This is a genomic window from [Clostridium] aminophilum, assembly GCF_900101295.1.
In the GTDB taxonomy this organism is placed as follows: domain Bacteria; phylum Bacillota; class Clostridia; order Lachnospirales; family Lachnospiraceae; genus Clostridium_R; species Clostridium_R aminophilum_A.
On the sequence record NZ_FOIL01000016.1, the window covers coordinates 1 to 19,250 of the forward strand.

Here is a 19,250-nt window from a genome sequence, read left to right on the forward strand (position 1 = left end):
GACTCATATAAATTCAATAAGGCCTCGTGGTCAAGCGGTTAAGACGACGCCCTCTCACGGCGTAATCCCGGGTTCGATTCCCGGCGAGGTCATTCCAGAAACTCCGGAGATTTTTCTCCGGATTTTTTTGTGCCTTTTTTTGCATGAAAAATATTCTGATTTGTTTTAAAATTTATACTTGCAATCCATAAAATGATATGATATATTATACAAGTCGCGCGGCGAGAGCGGTGCGATGGGATGGAAACATCCGGAATCGAGGCGTGGCTCAGTTTGGTAGAGCGCTGCGTTCGGGACGCAGAGGCCGCAAGTTCGAATCTTGTCGCCTCGATTATATTGAGCAAAACTGTGAAACGCGGTTCGGCTCATATAGATTGAATAAGGCCTCGTGGTCAAGCGGTTAAGACGACGCCCTCTCACGGCGTAATCCCGGGTTCGATTCCCGGCGAGGTCATGGTTATGCTACTGTGGCTCAGTTGGTAGAGCAGCTGATTCGTAATCAGCAGGTCACCGGTTCAAGTCCGGTCAGTAGCTTCGGAGAGAGTAATCCTCGGAACGATGGTTCCGGGGATTTTTTTATTTCATGGATTTTCTTCGAAAATCCCTATGAAAAAGCTCCGCGCGGCGGGCGCGCAAAGTCCCCGGGGCTTTCCTCAGTACCCCGGGGATGGGAGAACCAAAGGCCGCTTGCGAATTTCGTTCCGCGTGACAGGAAACTTCTCTGAGATTGAAATTGGCCTCCTCTTGCGTTACCATAAAATGTATAAAAAAGAGTGCATTAGGGGGTGTCGCATGAAGTCAGGAATACATTATTCCTTTGATCTTTCGGAAGAGAAAAGACGTATCCTCGTTGTGGAGGATGAGCCGGTCAATCAGGAAATTCTGAAGATGCTGATCGGCGACACCTATGAAGTTCTTTCCGCGTATAACGGACAGGAAGCGATGGAACTCATCCGCGCCCGGCACAAGACACTGAGTCTGGTGCTTCTGGATCTGAATCTCCCGGATCTTCATGGTCTGGAAGTGCTGCGAAGGATGAAAGGCGATCCGGTGCTGGCCGGTCTTCCCGTCATTGTCATGACCGCGGACAGTGAAGCCGAGGTGGAAAGTCTTACTCTTGGAGCCATTGACTTTATTCCGAAACCATATCCGCAGCAAAAAGTCATCCTTGCCCGAATCCTGCGCACCATCGAACTGTCCGAGAACAGAGATATACTCCGGTGGACGGAACGGGATCATCTGACGGGATTGTACAATAAAGAATTCTTCTATCATCACGCCGCACAGCTGGACCTCTATCACAAAAACGCCTCCGCTGACGCTATTTTCCTGAATATCAACCGTTTTCACACCATCAATGACCGATATGGAAAAAGCGTTGGTGATGAGATTCTTCGCCGTCTTGCCGGCAGCGTCCGGGAGGCGGTCAGAGAAAACGGCGGAATCGTATGCCGGAGCGAAGCGGATTCCTTTCTGATCTACTGTCCGCACCGCAGTGATTACGGAGAGATTCTGAACCGCGCCGGCATTTCCATACCGGGAGACGGGAAAGGAGAAAGCCGGATCCGGATCCGGATGGGAGTATATGCCGATGTGGACAAGACACTGGATCTGGAGCGGCGGTTTGACCGTGCGAAGATGGCGGCGGAAACGGTAAGGGGACAATTTGCCAGCGCAATCGGAATGTACAGCAATGAGATGCGCGATGCGGAGCTTCTGTCAGACCAGCTGATGGAAGATTTTCCCGCCGCGATTGCGGAAAAACAGTTTCGGGTCTATTACCAGCCTAAATTTGATGTGCGCCCGAACAAACCGGTTCTGGTCAGCGCCGAGGCGCTGGTGCGCTGGAATCATCCGGCGTTGGGCATGATCAGCCCCTGCGTATTTGTGCCGCTGTTCGAGCACAACGGCCTGATCCGGGCATTGGATCAGTATGTATGGGCCGAGGCAGCCGCACAGGTACGGCGATGGAAGGAACAGCTCGACATCGCACTTCCCGTGTCGGTCAATGTGTCCCGGGTCGATCTGCTGGATCCGTCTCTTGTGGAGAATCTGAAGAGCATTCTGGCGGCAAATGGTCTGAGCAGCAGAGAACTCCTTCTGGAGATTACCGAATCCGCTTATACCGAAGACTCGAATCAGATGATAGAAACGGTTTGCGAGCTTCGGAAAACCGGTTTCCGCATTGAGATGGATGATTTTGGATCCGGCTATTCCTCGCTGAGTATGCTTTCCTCTCTGCCCATTGATGCGCTGAAGCTGGATATGCAGTTTATCCGCAGCGCTTTCCGGGAGCAGAAGGATACCCGGCTTTTGGAGGCGATGATTCAGTTGGCGGACCGCTTTGACGTTCCCACCATTGCGGAGGGCGTGGAAACGGAGGAACAGATGATCACACTCAAAATCATGGGCTGTGACGTCATTCAGGGATATTATTTTTCCAGACCCCTGCCGTCAGAAGAATTTGAAGTTTTTCTCAAAGAAAAGCGGAACGTCTTCCGTCCTTCCGGCCCGGAAGAGTCCGGCACGGACCGGGATGAGCCGGACTCCCTGCACGATCCGCTGACAGGACTCTACAACAAAAATGCGTTTGAAATTCTGCTGCAGGGGGTAGCACATAAGCAGGTTACCGTGCTTTCCGCCGAGGTGGATCATTATGCTGAAATACGGCATGAACACGGCAGAGAGTACGCAGACCGCGTCATCAGACATGTTGCAGGGGTGCTCCGGAAGAATTTCCGGCGCATGGATTGCATTGTCCGCCTTCGCGAGGATAAATTTGTCATTCTCATGATCCATTCCGGAAGTACCGACCGGAACCGGATTTCGTCAAAGATTGACCGCATCAACGAGGAGCTGCGGGAAATGCCGGGAGAACTTATACCGGTTGCACTGAGCGTGGGCGTGGCATTTTCCGATACCGACAAGACGGGAGGCGCGGTTTTCCGGGATGCGGATGTCGCGCTGGAACGCAGAAAAGAAATCCGAACCAAAGTTTTGAACCGTTTTCTTCAGGAATGAGAGGATGGGGGATGGAACGATGAACATGCACAAGCACAAGCACAAGCAGAACAGTCTGACCGCGATTGCCAGCGCAGGCATCACAGTGGTTGCCCTGATTCTGATTCTCAGCACAATCTGGATGGGACAAAATGCGAAAAACGGGACCAAATCCGCCGTTCATTCCGTCAGCCTTCTCTATCTGGATGAGCTCACCGGACGGCGGGAACAGGTGGTGGCAAATAATCTTAAGGATAAAATCGAAGTGATCCGGGTCGCAGTTTCCTTAATGACAGAGGATGACCTGAAGGATGCGGAACATCTGCAGGCGTATCAGTCCAGAATGAAGAAGCTGTTCCGGCTGGACAAGTTTGCTTTTGTGGACCGAAACGGCCTGATTTACACCTCCACGGGCACGCAGACCAATATCGCGGACTACGGTTTTGATTACAAAACGCTCTCTGAGCCCGACATCTTTGTGCTGAATCCCGGGGCCATGAATAAGAAAGCGGTGATTGCCGTGCCGATTGAACGGCTTTCGTTTTGCGGAGAAGATTTGTCCGTCTGCTTTATGGAAATCGGTATGGCTGAACTTCTGGCCGGGGTCTCCATGGATTTTCAGAGTTCGGACACCACGTTCTGCAATATTTACACCCGTGAAGGAAATGCCCTCAGCAACACGGTTCTGGGCGGCCTTGCGGTGGAAGATAATCTTCTGGAGGCCCTGAAAAACGCAAAATACGACGAGGGTTATTCCTATGAGCAGGCGGCAGCCGATTTCGCGGAGGGAAAAGACGGCGAAGTATCTTTTACCTATGACGGAATCCGGGAAACCTTAAGCTACCGTCCCGTGGCCGGGACAGACTGGATGCTGACGTATCTGATTCGGGAAAGTCTGATCAGCGAAAAAATGAACGCGGTATCCGAAAACATTGTTCGGCAGAGCTTTTTCCAATCGGCGCTGACGGCGGCCATACTTCTGGCTCTGTCCGGCTTCGGGTATATGCAGATCCGGAAGAACGCACGCCTTACGCTGGAATCCGAGACCGCACAGGCGGAAATCCGCGGAAAGCAGAAAGAACTGGAGCGGCGCATTGCGCTGCAGGAGAAGCTGGAGCAGCAAAGCCAGGCGCTCAGCGATGCCCTGGCGCTGGCGGAGGAAGCCAGCAAGGCAAAGACGGCATTTCTCTCCAATATGAGCCATGAGATACGAACGCCGATGAACGCCATCATCGGACTGGACAATATTGCACTGAATGATCCGGATATTTCCGACCGGACCCGTGAATATCTGGAAAAGATCGAGGCGTCCGCAGAGCATCTTCTGTATCTGATCAATGACATTCTGGATATGAGCCGCATCGAATCCGGAAAATTATCCCTGAAGAATGAGGAATTCTCCTTCTGCGAGTTTCTGAAAGCGATCAATACCATGATCAGCGGGCAGTGCAGTGATAAAGGGCTAGACTATCAGTGTCACATTCAGGGTGAAGTGGACGATTATTACATCGGGGATGACATGAAACTGCGCCAGGTGCTGATCAACATTCTGGGAAATGCGGTGAAGTTTACGCCGGAAGGCGGAAAGGTGTCGCTGACCGTAAGCCGCACGGCACACTATGACCGCAGATCAACACTTCAGTTTCGGGTCGCGGACACCGGCATCGGCATGAGCAAGGAATTTCTGCCTCACATCTTCGACGCATTCAGTCAGGAAAATTCGTCTTCCACCAGTAAGTACGGGTCATCCGGGCTGGGCATGGCAATCGCCAAAAACATTGTGGAAATGATGAACGGCGGAATTGAGGCTGAGAGCGAAAAGGGCCGCGGTTCTGTCTTTACGGTAACGGTTACCCTGATGGACTGTGAGAACGATCACTCCGAAGCAGAGGCGGCGGTCATTCATCCCCGCGAGATGAGCGTCCTGATCGTGGACGACGATCCGATTGCCTGTGAACATGCAAAACTGGTTCTGGAAAAAGCAGGGATTTCATCCGAGACCGCCGACTCCGGAGCGAAAGCCCTGGAAATGATTACGGTTCGCAGCGCGAGAATGGAACCCTACAACCTGATTCTGGTTGACTGGAAGATGCCGGAGATGGACGGCGTGGAGACCACCCGAAGAATCCGCCGGATTGTGCGGGATGATTCCGCCATCATTATCCTGACGGCCTATCGGTGGGACGACATTCTGGAAACGGCGGTGCAGGCAGGTGTGGACAGTTTTCTTGCCAAACCTCTCTTTGCGGCGACGGTTCTGGAAGAGTTCCGGTCCGCTATGATACGAAAGGGCATCAAGGCAAGTCAGGAGGCGGGCAGGGCAGATCTGACCGGACGGAGAGTATTGCTTGCGGAAGACGTGCAGGTCAATACGGAGATTATGCTGATGGTTCTGCAGATGCGTCAGATGGAAGTCGAGCATGCCGAGAACGGACGGATTGCGGTGGAGATGTTTGCGTCCCATGAACTGGGATACTACGATGCCATTCTGATGGATATGAGAATGCCCGAGATGGACGGTCTGGAGGCGAGCCGGGCGATTCGTGCCATGGACCGGACGGACGCAAAGACCATTCCGATCATCGCCCTGACGGCGAACGCATTTGACGAGGACGTGCAGCGCAGCATGCAGGCGGGACTGAATGCGCATCTGACCAAGCCCATTCAGCCGGAAATGCTGTTTGAAACACTGGAAAGACTGATCCGGGATTGACCCGGGGACGGATCTGTGAAAGAATGGAGTGATGTGAAATGCTGACAGTCGAGGCACTTCGCGCCTTTGGCGCAGACATCGAAGACGGGCTGATGCGCTGTATGAACAATGAGTCGATGTATCTTCGCCTTGTGGATATGGCGCTGCACGACGCGAATTTTGACAGGCTGGTTTCCGCCCTGAAAGCGGAAGACAAAAAGACCGCCTTTGAGGCTGTTCACGCCATCAAGGGAGTGACGGCGAATCTGTCGCTCACGCCGCTTTACGAGACGGCGTCCGAGATGACGGAACTTCTTCGCACCGGGGCAGATGCCGATTATGAGGGGCTTCTTGAGCGACTCCTTCAATGCCGCGATAAGGTTCTGAACCGATAGCGGCAGGATGGAAGACTGAGACGAAGTGAAACGATAAGAGAAAGGGAAAGGAATCGTCCGACTGCCGCGGCGCAATCGGACGAATGCAGTACATGAAACGGAATTACAAAATGACCATCAGCTATGACGGAACCCGCTTTTACGGATGGGAGCGTCAGCTGACCACCGATATGACAATTCAGGGAAAACTGGAGAACGTTCTGAACCGTATGCTGGAGCTTCCGGAAGGAGAGACGGTCACGGTGATCGGAGCGGGAAGAACGGACGCGGGCGTTCACGCCAGAGCGATGACGGCAAATGTTCTTCTAGACACCGGCAAAACCGAGGATGAGATCCGCGCATATATGAATCAGTATCTTCCGGAGGACATCAGTGTGAATGAACTAAAGGTCTGCGCCGACCGTTTTCACAGCCGGTTTAAGGCGAAGGGTAAGACCTACTGTTACACATTCTGGTGTGCGGACCGGAAGCCGGTATTTGACCGCAAATATGTAACCGTCATCGAAGAACGGCCGGATGTGGACCGGATGAGACGGGGACTGGAACGGCTGGTCGGAACCCACGATTTCAAAAGTTTCTGCGGCAACAATAAGATGAAGAAATCGACGGTCCGTGCCATTTTCGACGCGGAGATCAAAGAACAGGGGCCCTATATCCGGATTTATTTCCACGGCAGCGGATTCCTTCAGAATATGGTGCGGATTATGTCCGGAACGCTTCTGGAGATCGGTCTCGGCCATATGGAGCCGGAAGAGATCGATGCCATTCTGGAAAAGCAGCAGAGAAAATTTGCCGGCCCCACCGCGCCGCCTCAGGGTCTCTGCATGATGAATGTGGATTACTGAACAGCAGACTTGAAACAGGAGGATATGCACCATGCCGTTTCCGATTGAATTTTCCCCTTCTTCCTACCGTTATTCTTCCAGAAGAAGCCTTGTCTATGCGAGGAACGGTATGGTATCCACAACACAGCCGCTGGCCGCAGGGGCAGGCCTGGACATCCTGAAAGCCGGAGGCAACGCCGTCGATGCGGCGATTGCGGCCGCTTCCTGTATGACCGTTCTGGAACCCACCAGCAACGGACTCGGAAGTGATGCCTTTGCCATCGTATGGGTGAAGGACGAAATGTTCGGCCTCAATGCCAGCGGAAGGGCGCCGATGAATCTCTCGGCAGGAATGGTCCGGAAAATGGGATTTTCACAGATGCCGGTCCGTGGCTGGCTGCCGATTATGGTGCCGGGGGCTCCCGCCGGGTGGGCTGCGCTTTCCGAGCGTTTCGGAAAACTTCCGCTCCGTCAGGTTCTGGCGCCGGCCATCCGGTACGCCGAAGATGGATATGCGGTCACACCAGTGATCGCCCATCTCTGGAACGCCGCCTTCGAGGAGTTTTCGCAGAGAACCGAGCCGGAGTTTCGCCCCTGGATGGAGCATTTCGCGCCGGGAGGACACGCGCCGGCAGCAGGAGAGGTGTGGAAATCGGAGGATATGGCCCGGTCGCTTCGACGGATCGCGGACACCGGGGCTGAGGCATTCTACCGCGGAGATCTGGCAGACAGAATGGATGCTTTTGCCCGGGAAACCGGAGGGTTTCTGCGAAAAGAAGATCTGGCGGCATACCATCCGTCCTGGGTAAAGCCGGTGAGCGTCAATTACCGGGGATACGATATATGGGAAATTCCGCCGAACGGAGACGGCATCGTCGTTCTGATGGCGCTGGCGATTCTGAACGGAATGAACATAAATCACGAGGACCCGGATGACCCGGAAAATGTGCACCGGATGATTGAAGCGCTGAAACTTGGATATGCGGACGGCCTCCGGTATATTTCTGATCCGGACACGATGAGGGTGCCGGTGGAGAGACTTCTCTCGGAGGAGTATACGGAGCAGCGCAGACGCGGGATCGGTGAACACGCCGCGGTTCCGTCGGCGGGAGACCCCATGTCCGGCGGAACGATCTATCTGTGTACTGCGGACAGCGAGGGAAACATGGTTTCCTACATTCAGAGCAACTTCAAGGGATTCGGCAGCGGCATCGTGATTCCGGAAACCGGCATTTCCCTTCAGAACCGGGGCTTCGGTTTCTCTCTCGATGAGGACTCTCCGAATGTACTTGCGCCGGGGAAGCGGGCATTTCACACGATCATCCCGGGCTTCATCACAAAAAACGGGAAAGCGGTGGGCCCTTTCGGCGTAATGGGTGCGTTCATGCAGCCGCAGGGACAGCTGCAGGCGCTGACTAACATGATTGATTACCGCATGAATCCGCAGGAAGCGCTGGATCGTCCCCGCTGGCAGTGGATGAAGGGACTGGAGATTGGACTAGAAAAAGAAATGCCGGAGAGAATCCGGGAAGATCTGATCCGAAGAGGACATGATGTTCAGATCGCGGAGAACCGGATCTCCTACGGAAGAGGTCAGATCATTCTGAGAAATGATGAGGGAACGCTGGTTGGAGCTTCCGATCCGCGGGCCGATGGCTTTGTAATGGGATATTGACAGCGGATAAACCGGCGGCGGAGTGAGATACTCTGTCGCCGGTTTATCGCACATTATCGCACATGCGTTCTCTTAAATCTTGCAATTTTCCGTGACTTTTTGTATACTTATGAAGTTAGGCAAATGATGACATGGAGGTTCTGAATGGCATCAAGAAAGAAAACCTCTGCACCGGCGGAGGCATCGGAAAAGAAGACAAAACGAGGATCTTCGAAAAACGGAAATAAGAAGAAAAATACTGCTGCGCAGAGAGAAACCAGAACTGCGCGGAATACAGCGGAGGAAGAGCAGGAGGAGATTTATTATGAGGACGGAAAACTCAGCACTGAGCTGGGCATCATCCTGTCCTTTGCCCTCTGTGCGCTCTTTTTCCTGAGCAATTTCGGAGTGATCGGAACATTCGGCAGTTATCTCAGCGCGTTTACTCTGGGACTTTTCGGCGTGCTCGGCTATCTTGCGCCCATCGCCATTTTTATCGGCGTGTGCTTTTATCTGTCCAATAACGGAAGCATGCGTGCCTGCGTGCGTCTTGGCGGGAGCGTGCTGTTCCTCTGGGCTCTCGGCTCGATGATTCAGCTGTTTATCGGTGAAGCGGGAACCGGATCTCCGGCGGATTATTACCTGCAGGGCGGCGCCGGCGGCTTTTTCGGCGGCCTTCTCTACATGGCACTCCATGCGGTGGTCGGCGGTGTCGGAACCTTTTTGATTCTGACCGCGCTCATGGCCATCGGCTGTGTGCTGGTTACCGGAAAATCTCTGGTCAAAGTGGTACGGGAAAAGAGCGAGTCAACCTATGAGTATGCGCGAGAGGACATCTCCCGGAGAAGAGAGATGAGAGCGGCCGAGAGGGAAATCCGGGAGGCGAAACGGCTGGAGGACCAGAATGTCCGCGGGGTAAATCTTGAGGCGGCCGAACTTCGCGGTGCGACACTCAGCCAGTCCTTTAAGAATGCCGCAAAGGAGCTTCCGGCGCGCAGACGCCGTCCGGAAGATGCGGAGTTTGATGAAGAGCGGATTCTCGGAAGAAAAGAGGAAAACGGACCGGAACCGATCTTTTCCGTCACTTCCCGCGGCGACCGGGTGGTTGACTTCCCGTCGCCCGCCGGGGAAAGTGCACCTTCTCCGGAGATGGTACCGGAAGTCTCCGAACACCTTACCGCACAGTCGGAGGAGATGGATTCGCGTCTCCGCAAGGCGGGAGAAGTTCTGGCCGCGGCGTCCAGGGCGGCGGATGAAACAGATCCTGCTTCGGTATTCCGCGGAAAGATCCGTTACTCCGGCATGAATGAGACGGATGAGGATTCGGCTTCGGCATCCGGAGACATGACGGAATCTGACGGGCCGGACGCCGGAACCGGGAAAACCGGTCCGTCTCCGAGATATCCGGACAGAGCAAATGAGATGACCAAAGATATCCGGAGAGATACTCCGGATGACGATGTTGATTCGGAATGGGAGACGGAACCGGAAAAACAGACGGATGAGGAATGGGACAATGCGTCAGGGGATGACAGCGCGTTTTCTGCGGAGTTCTCATCGAAAAACGAAAAGGAATACGCCGGGTCGGAATCTTGGGACGGTGATGATGGTTCCTTTGAGGAAGAAGAGGATCCGGATGAGGGAATCCGGGCCGCGGTGCGTTATCAGGATGAGAACCGAAGCGATGACAATATTCTGAAGGCGGTCTATATCCGCAGAGATACCCGGACGTTTGAAGAAATGTACAGCGGAAATCCGCTTCCCGAGGAGGCTGCTCGCAATCATGACTGGCAGAACGGGGAGCCGGAGACGTTTGACAGTACTGCCGGAGAACCGGAGTCATTCGGCAGAGAAGCCGTTTCTTCGGAGATATTCGACAGAACGGCCGGATCGTCTGAAACATCCGACGGAGCAGCCGGATCGTCTGAGACACTCGACAGAGCGGATGAAACGTCCGGAGAATATACTTTCGAAAACGGATCCTCCGCCCATGATTCGGAGCCGGATGACGGGGATGACGAGGAAGCGGAAGAGGAGAATGAAAACGATGAGCTGAACGGTGAATCCGATGAAAACGGATATGATACGGAAGAAGACGACGGTTTTTCCGCCGCGGCGCTTGCCGTAAATTCCACGGCGCGGCCTAACGGATCACCGGCTCCTGAAGCACGTCCGTTTTCACAGTCGGCATCCTCTGCGATTCCGGCATCTTCGTCATATGATCGCAGGGATCAGCCGGTGATCACAGCCACCGGCGCGGTTCTTCCGCCCCGGGATCCGAATGCGGATGCAATTCTGGTGAAGAAGGCGGCGCTTGAGGCAAAGGCGGACAAGATCCGGGAACAGCAGGACGCTCTGCGGAAAGCGGCGGATGTTCAGGCCCAGCTCACCGCACAGAAGGAAATGCAGCCCAAGAAAGAATATGTCTTCCCACCGCTGAGCCTTCTACGGAAAGACATGCGCCCGGGCGGCGAGTTTGACGCATCCTATTACGAGGACACTGCCGTGAAGCTTCAGCAGACACTGAAGAATTTCGGCGTCGGCGTCACCGTGACCAATATCAGCTGCGGTCCGACCGTTACGCGGTATGAACTCCAGCCGGATATGGGCGTCAAAGTCAGCCGGATTCTCGCCCTGCAGGATGACATCAAACTGAACCTGGCCGCCGCGGATATCCGAATTGAGGCGCCGATTCCGGGAAAAGCGGCCATCGGCATCGAGGTTCCGAACAAAGAACAGAAGACGGTTTATCTGCGTGAGCTGCTAGAATCTCAGGAATTTTCCAAGCACAAGTCCAGGGTTGCCTTTGCCGTGGGCAAAGACATCGGCGGACAGACGGTGGTCACAGACGTGGCAAAGATGCCGCATCTTCTGATTGCCGGTGCCACCGGTTCCGGTAAATCCGTCTGCATCAATACGCTGATCATGAGCATCATCTACAAGGCAAAGCCGGAAGAAGTCAAGATGATCATGATCGACCCGAAGGTCGTCGAACTCAGCGTCTACAACGGCATACCGCACCTCCTCATTCCGGTTGTAACCGACCCGAAGAAGGCGGCCGGCGCGCTGAACTGGGCGGTACAGGAGATGACTGAGCGGTATAACACATTTGCCAAGTACAACGTTCGTGACATCAAGGGATACAATGCCCGTGTCGACGGCATTTCCGATCTGGAAGGAGAGGAAAAGCCGAAGAAAATGCCGCAGATCATCATCATTGTCGACGAGCTTGCCGATCTCATGATGGTGGCACCGGGCGATGTGGAAGAGGCGATCTGCCGTCTGGCACAGCTTGCCCGTGCGGCCGGCATTCATCTGGTCATCGCGACCCAGAGACCGTCGGTCAATGTCATTACCGGCGTTATCAAGGCAAATATTCCGTCCCGAATCGCCTTCTCGGTTTCCTCCGGCGTCGATTCGCGAACGATTATCGATATGAACGGAGCCGAGAAACTTCTCGGAAAGGGCGATATGCTCTTTTATCCGTCCGGTTATCCGAAGCCGAAACGCGTGCAGGGCGCATTTGTCTCGGATGAGGAAGTCGGAGAGGTGGTCCGCTATCTGACCGATGAGGGATATGAAGCCGAGTATGCGGACGACATCGAGTCCAAGATCAGCGCAAGCAGCGTCGGAAGCTTCGGCGGAGGCGGCGGTGAGCGCGATGCGTACTTTGAGCAGGCCGCCCGCTTTATCATTGAAAAGGACAAGGCGAGCATCGGCATGCTGCAGCGAATGTTTAAGATCGGATTTAACCGTGCGGCAAGAATCATGGATCAGCTCGAAGAAGCCGGCGTTGTCGCCGGGGAGCAGGGAACGAAGCCCCGCGAGATCCTGATGAGCATGGAGCAGTTTGAAAACAGTATGATGTAAAAGAATCAGGGGGATAAAACCGTGAAATTACGGGAATGGTTGGGAGAACTGAACTATACGCTTCTCCAGGGAAATCTGGATGAGGAAGTGACGGAAGTCGTCTATGACTCCAGAAAGGCCGCGCCGCAAACCGTGTTTGTATGCATGCGGGGAGCAAATGTGGATGCGCACCGGTTTGTTCCGGATGTGGTGGCGAAGGGGACGAAAGTCATCGTCGCCGAGCATGAGGTGGAGGTGCCGGCAGATGTGACTGTTCTCCGTGTTTCGGACGGAAGAGATGCACTTGCGCTTCTTTCTGCCGCGCGTTTTGGCTATCCGGCCCGCAAGATGACGACCATCGGCGTCACCGGAACAAAGGGAAAGACCACCACGACCTATATGATCAAGGCGATGCTGGAGGCCTGCGGAAAGAAAACCGGGCTGATCGGCACCAACGGCATTGTCATCGGCGATACCCATACACCGACGGCAAACACCACGCCGGAATCCTATATTCTGCAGCAGAGCTTTGCAAGAATGGTCGAGGAGGGCTGTGAATACATGGTGATGGAGGTGTCCTCCCAGAGCTACAAGATGCGGCGTGTGAACGGAATTCACTATAACTACGCGATATTTATGAACATTTCCAACGACCATATCGGCCCGAACGAGCATGCGGATTTCGCGGAGTACATCGGCTTTAAGAAAATGCTTCTGGCGAACAGCGATGTCTGCCTGGTAAACCGGGATGATCCTCATTTTGACGAGATCACCGACGGAGCGAAGGCGGAGATCAAAACCTTTTCACTGGAACAGTCCGCGGATTTCACAGCGGAGGCGATCGACTATATCCGTGAACATGATTTTGTGGGAATCGGATTCACCATGAATTACGAAAAAGACGGAGAGAAGAGACATCACCGCTTCCGCGTCTCGGTTCCGGGCATCTTTAATGCCTGCAACGCGCTGGCGGCAGCCGGAGTATGCTCGCATTTCGATCTTCCGGAAGACCGGTTTGAACACAGTCTCGAAAACCTTCACATCAACGGAAGAATGGAGATTGTCTATAAATCGGCAAAATGTTCGGTTATTGTCGATTATGCCCACAACGGCGTTTCCATGGAGACGCTGCTGAAAACACTCCGGAGCTATCATCCGAAGCGTCTCGTGGTTGTCTTCGGTTGCGGCGGCAACCGGGCAAGAGACCGCCGCTACGACATGGGCGAGATCGGCGGGCGCTACGCGGACCTGAACATTATCACGGCGGATAATTCCCGCTTTGAGAACGTGACGGATATTCTGAACGATATCAAGACCGGTCTCGCGCGGTCCGACGGAAAATATGTCGAGATCCCGGACCGCCGCGATGCAATCCGCTACAGTCTCGAACACGCGGAGGACGGCGACATCATCGCGGTGATCGGAAAAGGACACGAAGACTACCAGGAAATCGAGGGAGTGAAGCATCATTTCTCCGATCAGGAAGAAGTAAGAAAGGCCGCTGCCGAGCTCGGCTTAGCCTGAGATAAAGGAGATCACGTTATGGAAAATGTTACAGTAAAGGATATTGCGGAGGCAGTCGGCGGCCGTATTCTCTGCGGAGACCCGGATCAGAAGCTTGAAAACATCGCGATTGATTCCCGCGTGATGCGCGGTAATGATCTCTTTGTCCCGATCATCGGCGAAAAAAACGATGCCCACGCGTTCATTGCCAAGGCAATGCAGAACGGCGCGGCGGCATCACTCACCTCGGAACACGACGAGGCACCGGAGGAGATGAGCGGTGCGCTGATCCGCGTGGAGGATACCGTAAAGGCGCTTCAGGACATCGGTGCATGGCTCCGGAACCGTCTTACCATTCCGCTGGTGGGCATCACCGGCAGTGTCGGAAAAACCACCACGAGGGAGATGGTCGCGGCGGCTCTCTCCGCCAAATACCGCACCTTTAAGACTCCGGCCAACCACAATAGTCAGGTCGGCGTTCCGATGACCGTTTCCGAGATCTCCGGAGAGGATGAGATCGCGGTTCTGGAACTCGGAATGAGCAATCCCGGAGAAATGCATAAGATTTCCGAAATCGCGAAAGTGGATTGCGCCGTGATGACCAACATCGGCGTGGCTCACATTGAGAATCTCGGTTCCCGCGAGAACATTCTGGAAGAAAAGCTTCACATTCAGGACGGAATGAAGGAGGGAGGTCTTCTTCTGGTGAACGGGGATAACGATCTTCTGGCGGATGTAACCCCGAAAGACGGCATTTCCATTCTGCACTTCGGCCGTGAGGAGAAGAACGAATGTCACGCGGAGGATCTCATGCCGAAACACGGATGCGGCACATTTACCTATGTTCACGGTGATGTCCGCGTTCCCGTCGAACTCTCTGTTCCGGGTGTGCACAATGTCTCCAATGCCCTCGCCGCCATGGCGGTGGCGGAGCATTTCGGCGTCGATCTTCATGCGGCTGCGGCAAAGCTGAAGGAATTCCGCGGCTTCAAGGGACGTCTCCAGATTTCCGAGAAGAACGGGATTCTTGTGATCGACGATACCTACAATGCAAGTCCGGATTCCATGCGCGCCGCACTTTCCGTTCTGAACGGGATGCGTGACTCCAAACGCCGCATCGCGGTTCTGGCGGATATGAAAGAACTGGGCGAAGAGGAAATCCGGTTCCACCGGGACATCGGTGCAACGGTTTCCGCCATGCATCTGGATCTTCTGGTGGTATACGGAAGTCTTGCAAAGGAGATTGCAAAGGGGGCGTTTGCGGCCGGCGGCATGCGGGAAAATCTCCGGATTGAAAGCTTTCTGGAGGAAGACCGGGATGAAATGACGGAATTTCTGAAGAATGAACTCACTGAGGGCGATGCGGTTCTGTTCAAGGGCTCCAACAGCATGAAGCTTGGCACCATAGCGGCCGAGTTCACGGATGAGGCATAAATGAACAGGGGAGCCGAGGTCCGCTTGCGGACTTTGTTCCATCACAGGAGGCGGATCACGAACGGTCCGCCTCATTTTAAACCATAACCACGGGGTAAAGGCCCTTATCTGTCAGGAGGGATAGCGAAAACGATGTACGCAAAGGTTATCGTCGACATCTCGGCATCGAGTGTCGACCGGATATTTGAATATCGGATTCCGGCGCGCCTGGAGGCGGACGTCCGCATCGGTTCCTGTGTGCACGTTCCGTTCGGCCAGGGCAACCGGCAGAGGAGTGCCTATGTTGTGGAGATCTGTGAGGAGCCGGAATTTGATCCCGAAAAAATAAAAGATATTTTATCCTGTGATGACGGATCCCTTGGCGTACAGTCCCAGCTGATTGTTCTGGCAAAATGGATCCGGGAAAACTACGGCGGAACCATGAATCAGGCCCTGAAGACCGTTCTTCCGGTCAAACAGAAGATTCGTCCTCAGGAAAAGAAGACCATTCTCTGCCTTCTGGATCAGGATGCACTGGAGGCGGCGATCCGTGAGGCGGAACGGAAAAAATACCGTGCCCGTCTTCGGCTTCTCACCGAGTTCCGCCTGGCGCGGGCCATACCGCTGGAGATTGCCCGGACCCAGCTTCACATCTCGGACTCGTCGCTGGAGCCGCTTCTGGAGGACGGAACCATACGGATGGAGAAAGAGACGGTGATCCGGGGCAGCTGCGGAGCCGGGCAGGACACCGGGAAAAAACCGGTGCTGAATGAAGAGCAGGCGCTTGCCGTCTCGGATTTCAGGGCCGAATACGATGCCGGAATCCGGGGAACAAGGCTGATCTGCGGCGTGACCGGAAGCGGTAAAACCGAAGTTTATATGGAACTGATGGACCACGTTCTCTCCCAGGGAAAACAGGTAATCCTGCTGATTCCGGAGATCTCGCTGACCTATCAGACGGTGATGCGCTTTTACCGCCGGTTCGGCGACCGGATTGCGATTCTGAACTCACGGCTTTCCGCCGGAGAGCGGTATGATCAGTGGATGCGGGCGCAGAAAGGGGAGGTGTCCATCATGATTGGCCCCCGGAGTGCCCTGTTTGCGCCCTTTGACCGTCTTGGCCTCATCATCATTGATGAGGAGCATGAAAATGCCTATAAGAGTGAGAATGTCCCCCGCTATCACGCAAGGGAAACAGCGGAGGCGAGAGCCCGGCTTTCCGGTGCCTGCGTGGTACTGGGGAGCGCAACGCCCAGCATGGAATCCTTCTTCCGGGCCGAGTCGGGAAAATACTCTCTGTCCAGGCTGACAGGACGGGCGGTTCCGGGAAGCGTGCTTCCGCAGACGGAGATCGTGGATATGAGAGAGGAACTGGCCGGGGGAAACCGGTCCATATTCAGCCGCACTCTTCACCGTCATATCGAGACAGCACTGAAGAGCGGCGAACAGGTGATGCTCTTTATCAACCGTAGGGGATACGCCGGATTTATATCCTGCCGATCCTGCGGAAAACCGCTTCACTGTCCGCACTGCGATGTGTCGCTGACGCTCCACGGAAAAAAACGGCTGGTCTGCCACTACTGCGGATATGAGACGGAGCTTCCGCAGACCTGTCCGGCCTGTGGTTCCCGGTATCTTGCCGGTTTCGGAACCGGAACGCAGAAACTTGCATGGATGACCGAAAAGGAGTTCCCGGGCGCGAGGATACTGCGGATGGATGCAGACACGACCCGGAAAAAGGGAAGCCTAGAAGAGATTCTCGAACAATTCTCGGAACATGAGGCCGACATTCTGATCGGAACGCAGATGATTGTCAAGGGACACGATTTTCCGGCCGTCACGGTGATGGGAATCATGGCGGCGGATATGTCGCTGAACACGCCCGATTACCGGAGCAGTGAGCGGACATTTTCCCTGATCACGCAGGCTGCGGGCCGGGCGGGCAGAGGAGAGAAGCCGGGGCACGTCGTGATTCAGACCTACATGCCGGACCACTATGCGGTGCAGACTGCGGCGGCACAGGATTATGACGCATTTTACCGGGCGGAGATCGCCTACCGCAGGATCTCCGGTTATCCGCCGGTGTGCGCCATGATGGAGATCCGGTTCCAGTCTCCGGACGAGGTCGCGGTGATCCGCATGGCGGAGGGAACCGCGGAACTTCTCCGGCGCGGGGTGGAGAAATCGCTTGAGAGCGTGGCAAAACGCGGTGAAGATCCGGCGGAATACGGCATTGAAATCATCGGTCCGGCGGATGCTCCGGTCTACCGTGTAAAGGATGTCTACCGAAAAATGTTATATATAAAGGGCATGAAATATGATATACTTTTAAAAATCAGGAACTATGCCCTTAAGATGGCACAAAAACTCCCGGATGCGGGAAAAGTTGCCGTCTCATGCGATACCGATGTATAAGAAAGGATTATAGATATGGCAGTTTTAGAAGTCAGAACCGAAGGCGATGAAGTGCTGAGAAAAAAATGCAAGGAAGTGAAGGAGATGACTCCGACACTCCGTCAGCTGATTGAAGATATGTTTGAGACCATGTACGCGACAAACGGTGTCGGTCTTGCGGCTCCGCAGGTCGGTGTGCTCAAGCGCATTGTCGTGATGGATGTCGAGGACGGAAACCAGTATGTCCTCATCAATCCGGTGATCGAGGAGACAGACGGCGAACAGGTCGGCGATGAAGGGTGTCTTAGCGTTCCGGGGAAGACCGGTACGGTGACCAGACCAGAGCACGTCATTGTCCGCGCGCTCGATGAAAACATGGAGGAATTCCGCCTCGAAGGCACAGACCTTCTGGCAAGATGCATCTGCCATGAGTGCGATCATCTGGACGGTGTCCTGTATGTCGATAAAGTGGAAGGCGGACTCCGTGACGTGGAGGCCGGGGAAGACGAGGAAGAAGCATGAGAGCAGTTTTCATGGGAACGCCGGACTTTGCGGTCTCCATTCTCGACGCGGTGATTGAGATGGGCGTGGAAGTGACGGCGGTTGTGACACAGCCGGATCGCCCGAAGGGGAGAGGAAAAGCGGTTCAGATCTCCGATGTCAAGGCGAGAGCAATGGAACTCGGGCTTCCGGTCTATCAGCCGGTCCGCATCAAAAAGGATCCGGAATTTGTGGAGCTGCTCCGGAATATGGCTCCGGATGTCATGGTGGTTGCCGCTTTCGGACAAATTCTTCCGAAAGAAGTGCTGGAGATTCCGAGACTCGGCTGCATCAATGTTCACGCGTCGCTTCTGCCGAAATACCGTGGAAGTGCGCCGATTCAGTGGTCCGTCATCAACGGAGACCGCACGGCGGGTGTCACGACGATGCAGATGGATATCGGCATGGATACGGGCGATATGCTCGAAAAAGCCGAGATTGAGCTTGCACCGGATGAGACCGGCGGAAGCCTTTTTGACCGTCTTGCCGTTCTCGGAGCGGAACTGATCCAGTCAACGCTGCGAAAGGCGGAGGCCGGAGAACTCCATCCGGAAAAACAGAACGAAGAGGAGGCGACCCATGCCGCCATGCTCACCAAAGAGATGGGAGACATTGACTGGTCGAAAGACGCCGAATCCATCGAACGGCTGATCCGGGGACTGAACCCGTGGCCCAGCGCATTTTCCGCTCTGGACGGAAAGGTGATCAAGATCTGGAAGGCTCAGGTTCTTCCGGAGAGTGCTTCCTCCGAGAAGAAAGAAGTGGGAGAAGTGGTCTCGGTTTCCAAGACTGCCTTTGATGTCAAAACCGGAAAGGGACTCCTCCGGATTCTGGAACTCCAGCCTTCCGGAAAAAAACGCATGGCTGCGGACGCGTTTCTCCGGGGATATCCGGTAAAGGAAGGCGACCGCTTCGTAAAAGCATAAATTTCCCGTAACCTTCTGTTCTCTGCACGGGCCGATCCGCGGTCCGCAACATGAAAGGGT

Annotated in this window: 11 protein-coding genes and 4 tRNA genes; all 15 read left to right on the top strand. The window is 54.6% G+C overall.

Annotated elements, in window-relative coordinates:
* The first annotated feature begins 20 nt into the window (after nt 1–20).
* Nucleotides 21–92, top strand: a tRNA-Glu gene (locus tag BMW41_RS05790).
* Nucleotides 93–257: 165 nt separating this feature from the next.
* Nucleotides 258–331: transfer RNA gene (locus tag BMW41_RS05795), tRNA-Pro, on the top strand.
* A 51-nt stretch (nt 332–382) separates the two neighbouring features.
* Nucleotides 383–454, top strand: a tRNA-Glu gene (locus BMW41_RS05800).
* Nucleotides 455–461: 7 nt separating this feature from the next.
* Nucleotides 462–534 (top strand) — tRNA-Thr (locus tag BMW41_RS05805).
* A 258-nt stretch (nt 535–792) separates the two neighbouring features.
* Complete coding sequence (locus BMW41_RS05810; RefSeq protein ID WP_074649266.1) at nt 793–3,021, top strand: EAL domain-containing protein; 2,229 nt, start codon at nt 793–795, stop codon at nt 3,019–3,021.
* Between the two features lie 19 nt (nt 3,022–3,040).
* Nucleotides 3,041–5,713 carry a response regulator gene (locus tag BMW41_RS05815; protein WP_074649267.1) on the top strand — a complete coding sequence of 891 codons (2,673 nt, stop codon included), beginning with the start codon at nt 3,041–3,043 and terminating at the stop codon, nt 5,711–5,713.
* A gap of 38 nt (nt 5,714–5,751) precedes the next feature.
* Nucleotides 5,752–6,087 carry an Hpt domain-containing protein gene (locus BMW41_RS05820; RefSeq protein ID WP_074649268.1) on the top strand — a complete coding sequence of 112 codons (336 nt, stop codon included), beginning with the start codon at nt 5,752–5,754 and terminating at the stop codon, nt 6,085–6,087.
* Between the two features lie 92 nt (nt 6,088–6,179).
* Nucleotides 6,180–6,932 (top strand): tRNA pseudouridine(38-40) synthase TruA, encoded by a 753-nt coding sequence (gene truA / locus BMW41_RS05825; protein ID WP_031471585.1) that lies wholly within the window; start codon nt 6,180–6,182, stop codon nt 6,930–6,932.
* Nucleotides 6,933–6,963: 31 nt separating this feature from the next.
* The gene (locus BMW41_RS05830; protein ID WP_074649269.1) at nt 6,964–8,586 is read left to right on the top strand and encodes a gamma-glutamyltransferase family protein; all 1,623 of its coding nucleotides are present in this window, start codon (nt 6,964–6,966) and stop codon (nt 8,584–8,586) included.
* A 144-nt stretch (nt 8,587–8,730) separates the two neighbouring features.
* On the top strand, nt 8,731–12,435 hold the full coding sequence (locus BMW41_RS14135) for a DNA translocase FtsK 4TM domain-containing protein (RefSeq protein WP_083378805.1): 3,705 nt from the start codon (nt 8,731–8,733) through the stop codon (nt 12,433–12,435).
* Nucleotides 12,436–12,456: 21 nt separating this feature from the next.
* A complete protein-coding gene (locus BMW41_RS05845) occupies nt 12,457–13,938 on the top strand; it encodes a UDP-N-acetylmuramoyl-L-alanyl-D-glutamate--2,6-diaminopimelate ligase (protein WP_074649270.1) in 1,482 nt (493 codons plus the stop codon).
* An 18-nt stretch (nt 13,939–13,956) separates the two neighbouring features.
* Nucleotides 13,957–15,351: a UDP-N-acetylmuramoyl-tripeptide--D-alanyl-D-alanine ligase gene (locus tag BMW41_RS05850; RefSeq protein ID WP_074649271.1), complete on the top strand. Its 1,395-nt coding sequence runs from the start codon at nt 13,957–13,959 to the stop codon at nt 15,349–15,351.
* 132 nt (nt 15,352–15,483) lie between these two features.
* Nucleotides 15,484–17,745, top strand: a complete 2,262-nt coding sequence (gene priA / locus BMW41_RS05855; protein WP_074649272.1) for a replication restart helicase PriA — start codon at nt 15,484–15,486, stop codon at nt 17,743–17,745.
* A gap of 15 nt (nt 17,746–17,760) precedes the next feature.
* Complete coding sequence (gene def, locus BMW41_RS05860; protein WP_031471579.1) at nt 17,761–18,246, top strand: peptide deformylase; 486 nt, start codon at nt 17,761–17,763, stop codon at nt 18,244–18,246.
* Entirely contained in the window at nt 18,243–19,190 is a 948-nt protein-coding gene (gene fmt / locus BMW41_RS05865) for a methionyl-tRNA formyltransferase (protein ID WP_074649273.1), read from the top strand. The genes def and fmt overlap by 4 nt, the downstream gene beginning before the upstream one ends.
* The last annotated feature ends 60 nt before the right edge of the window (nt 19,191–19,250 follow it).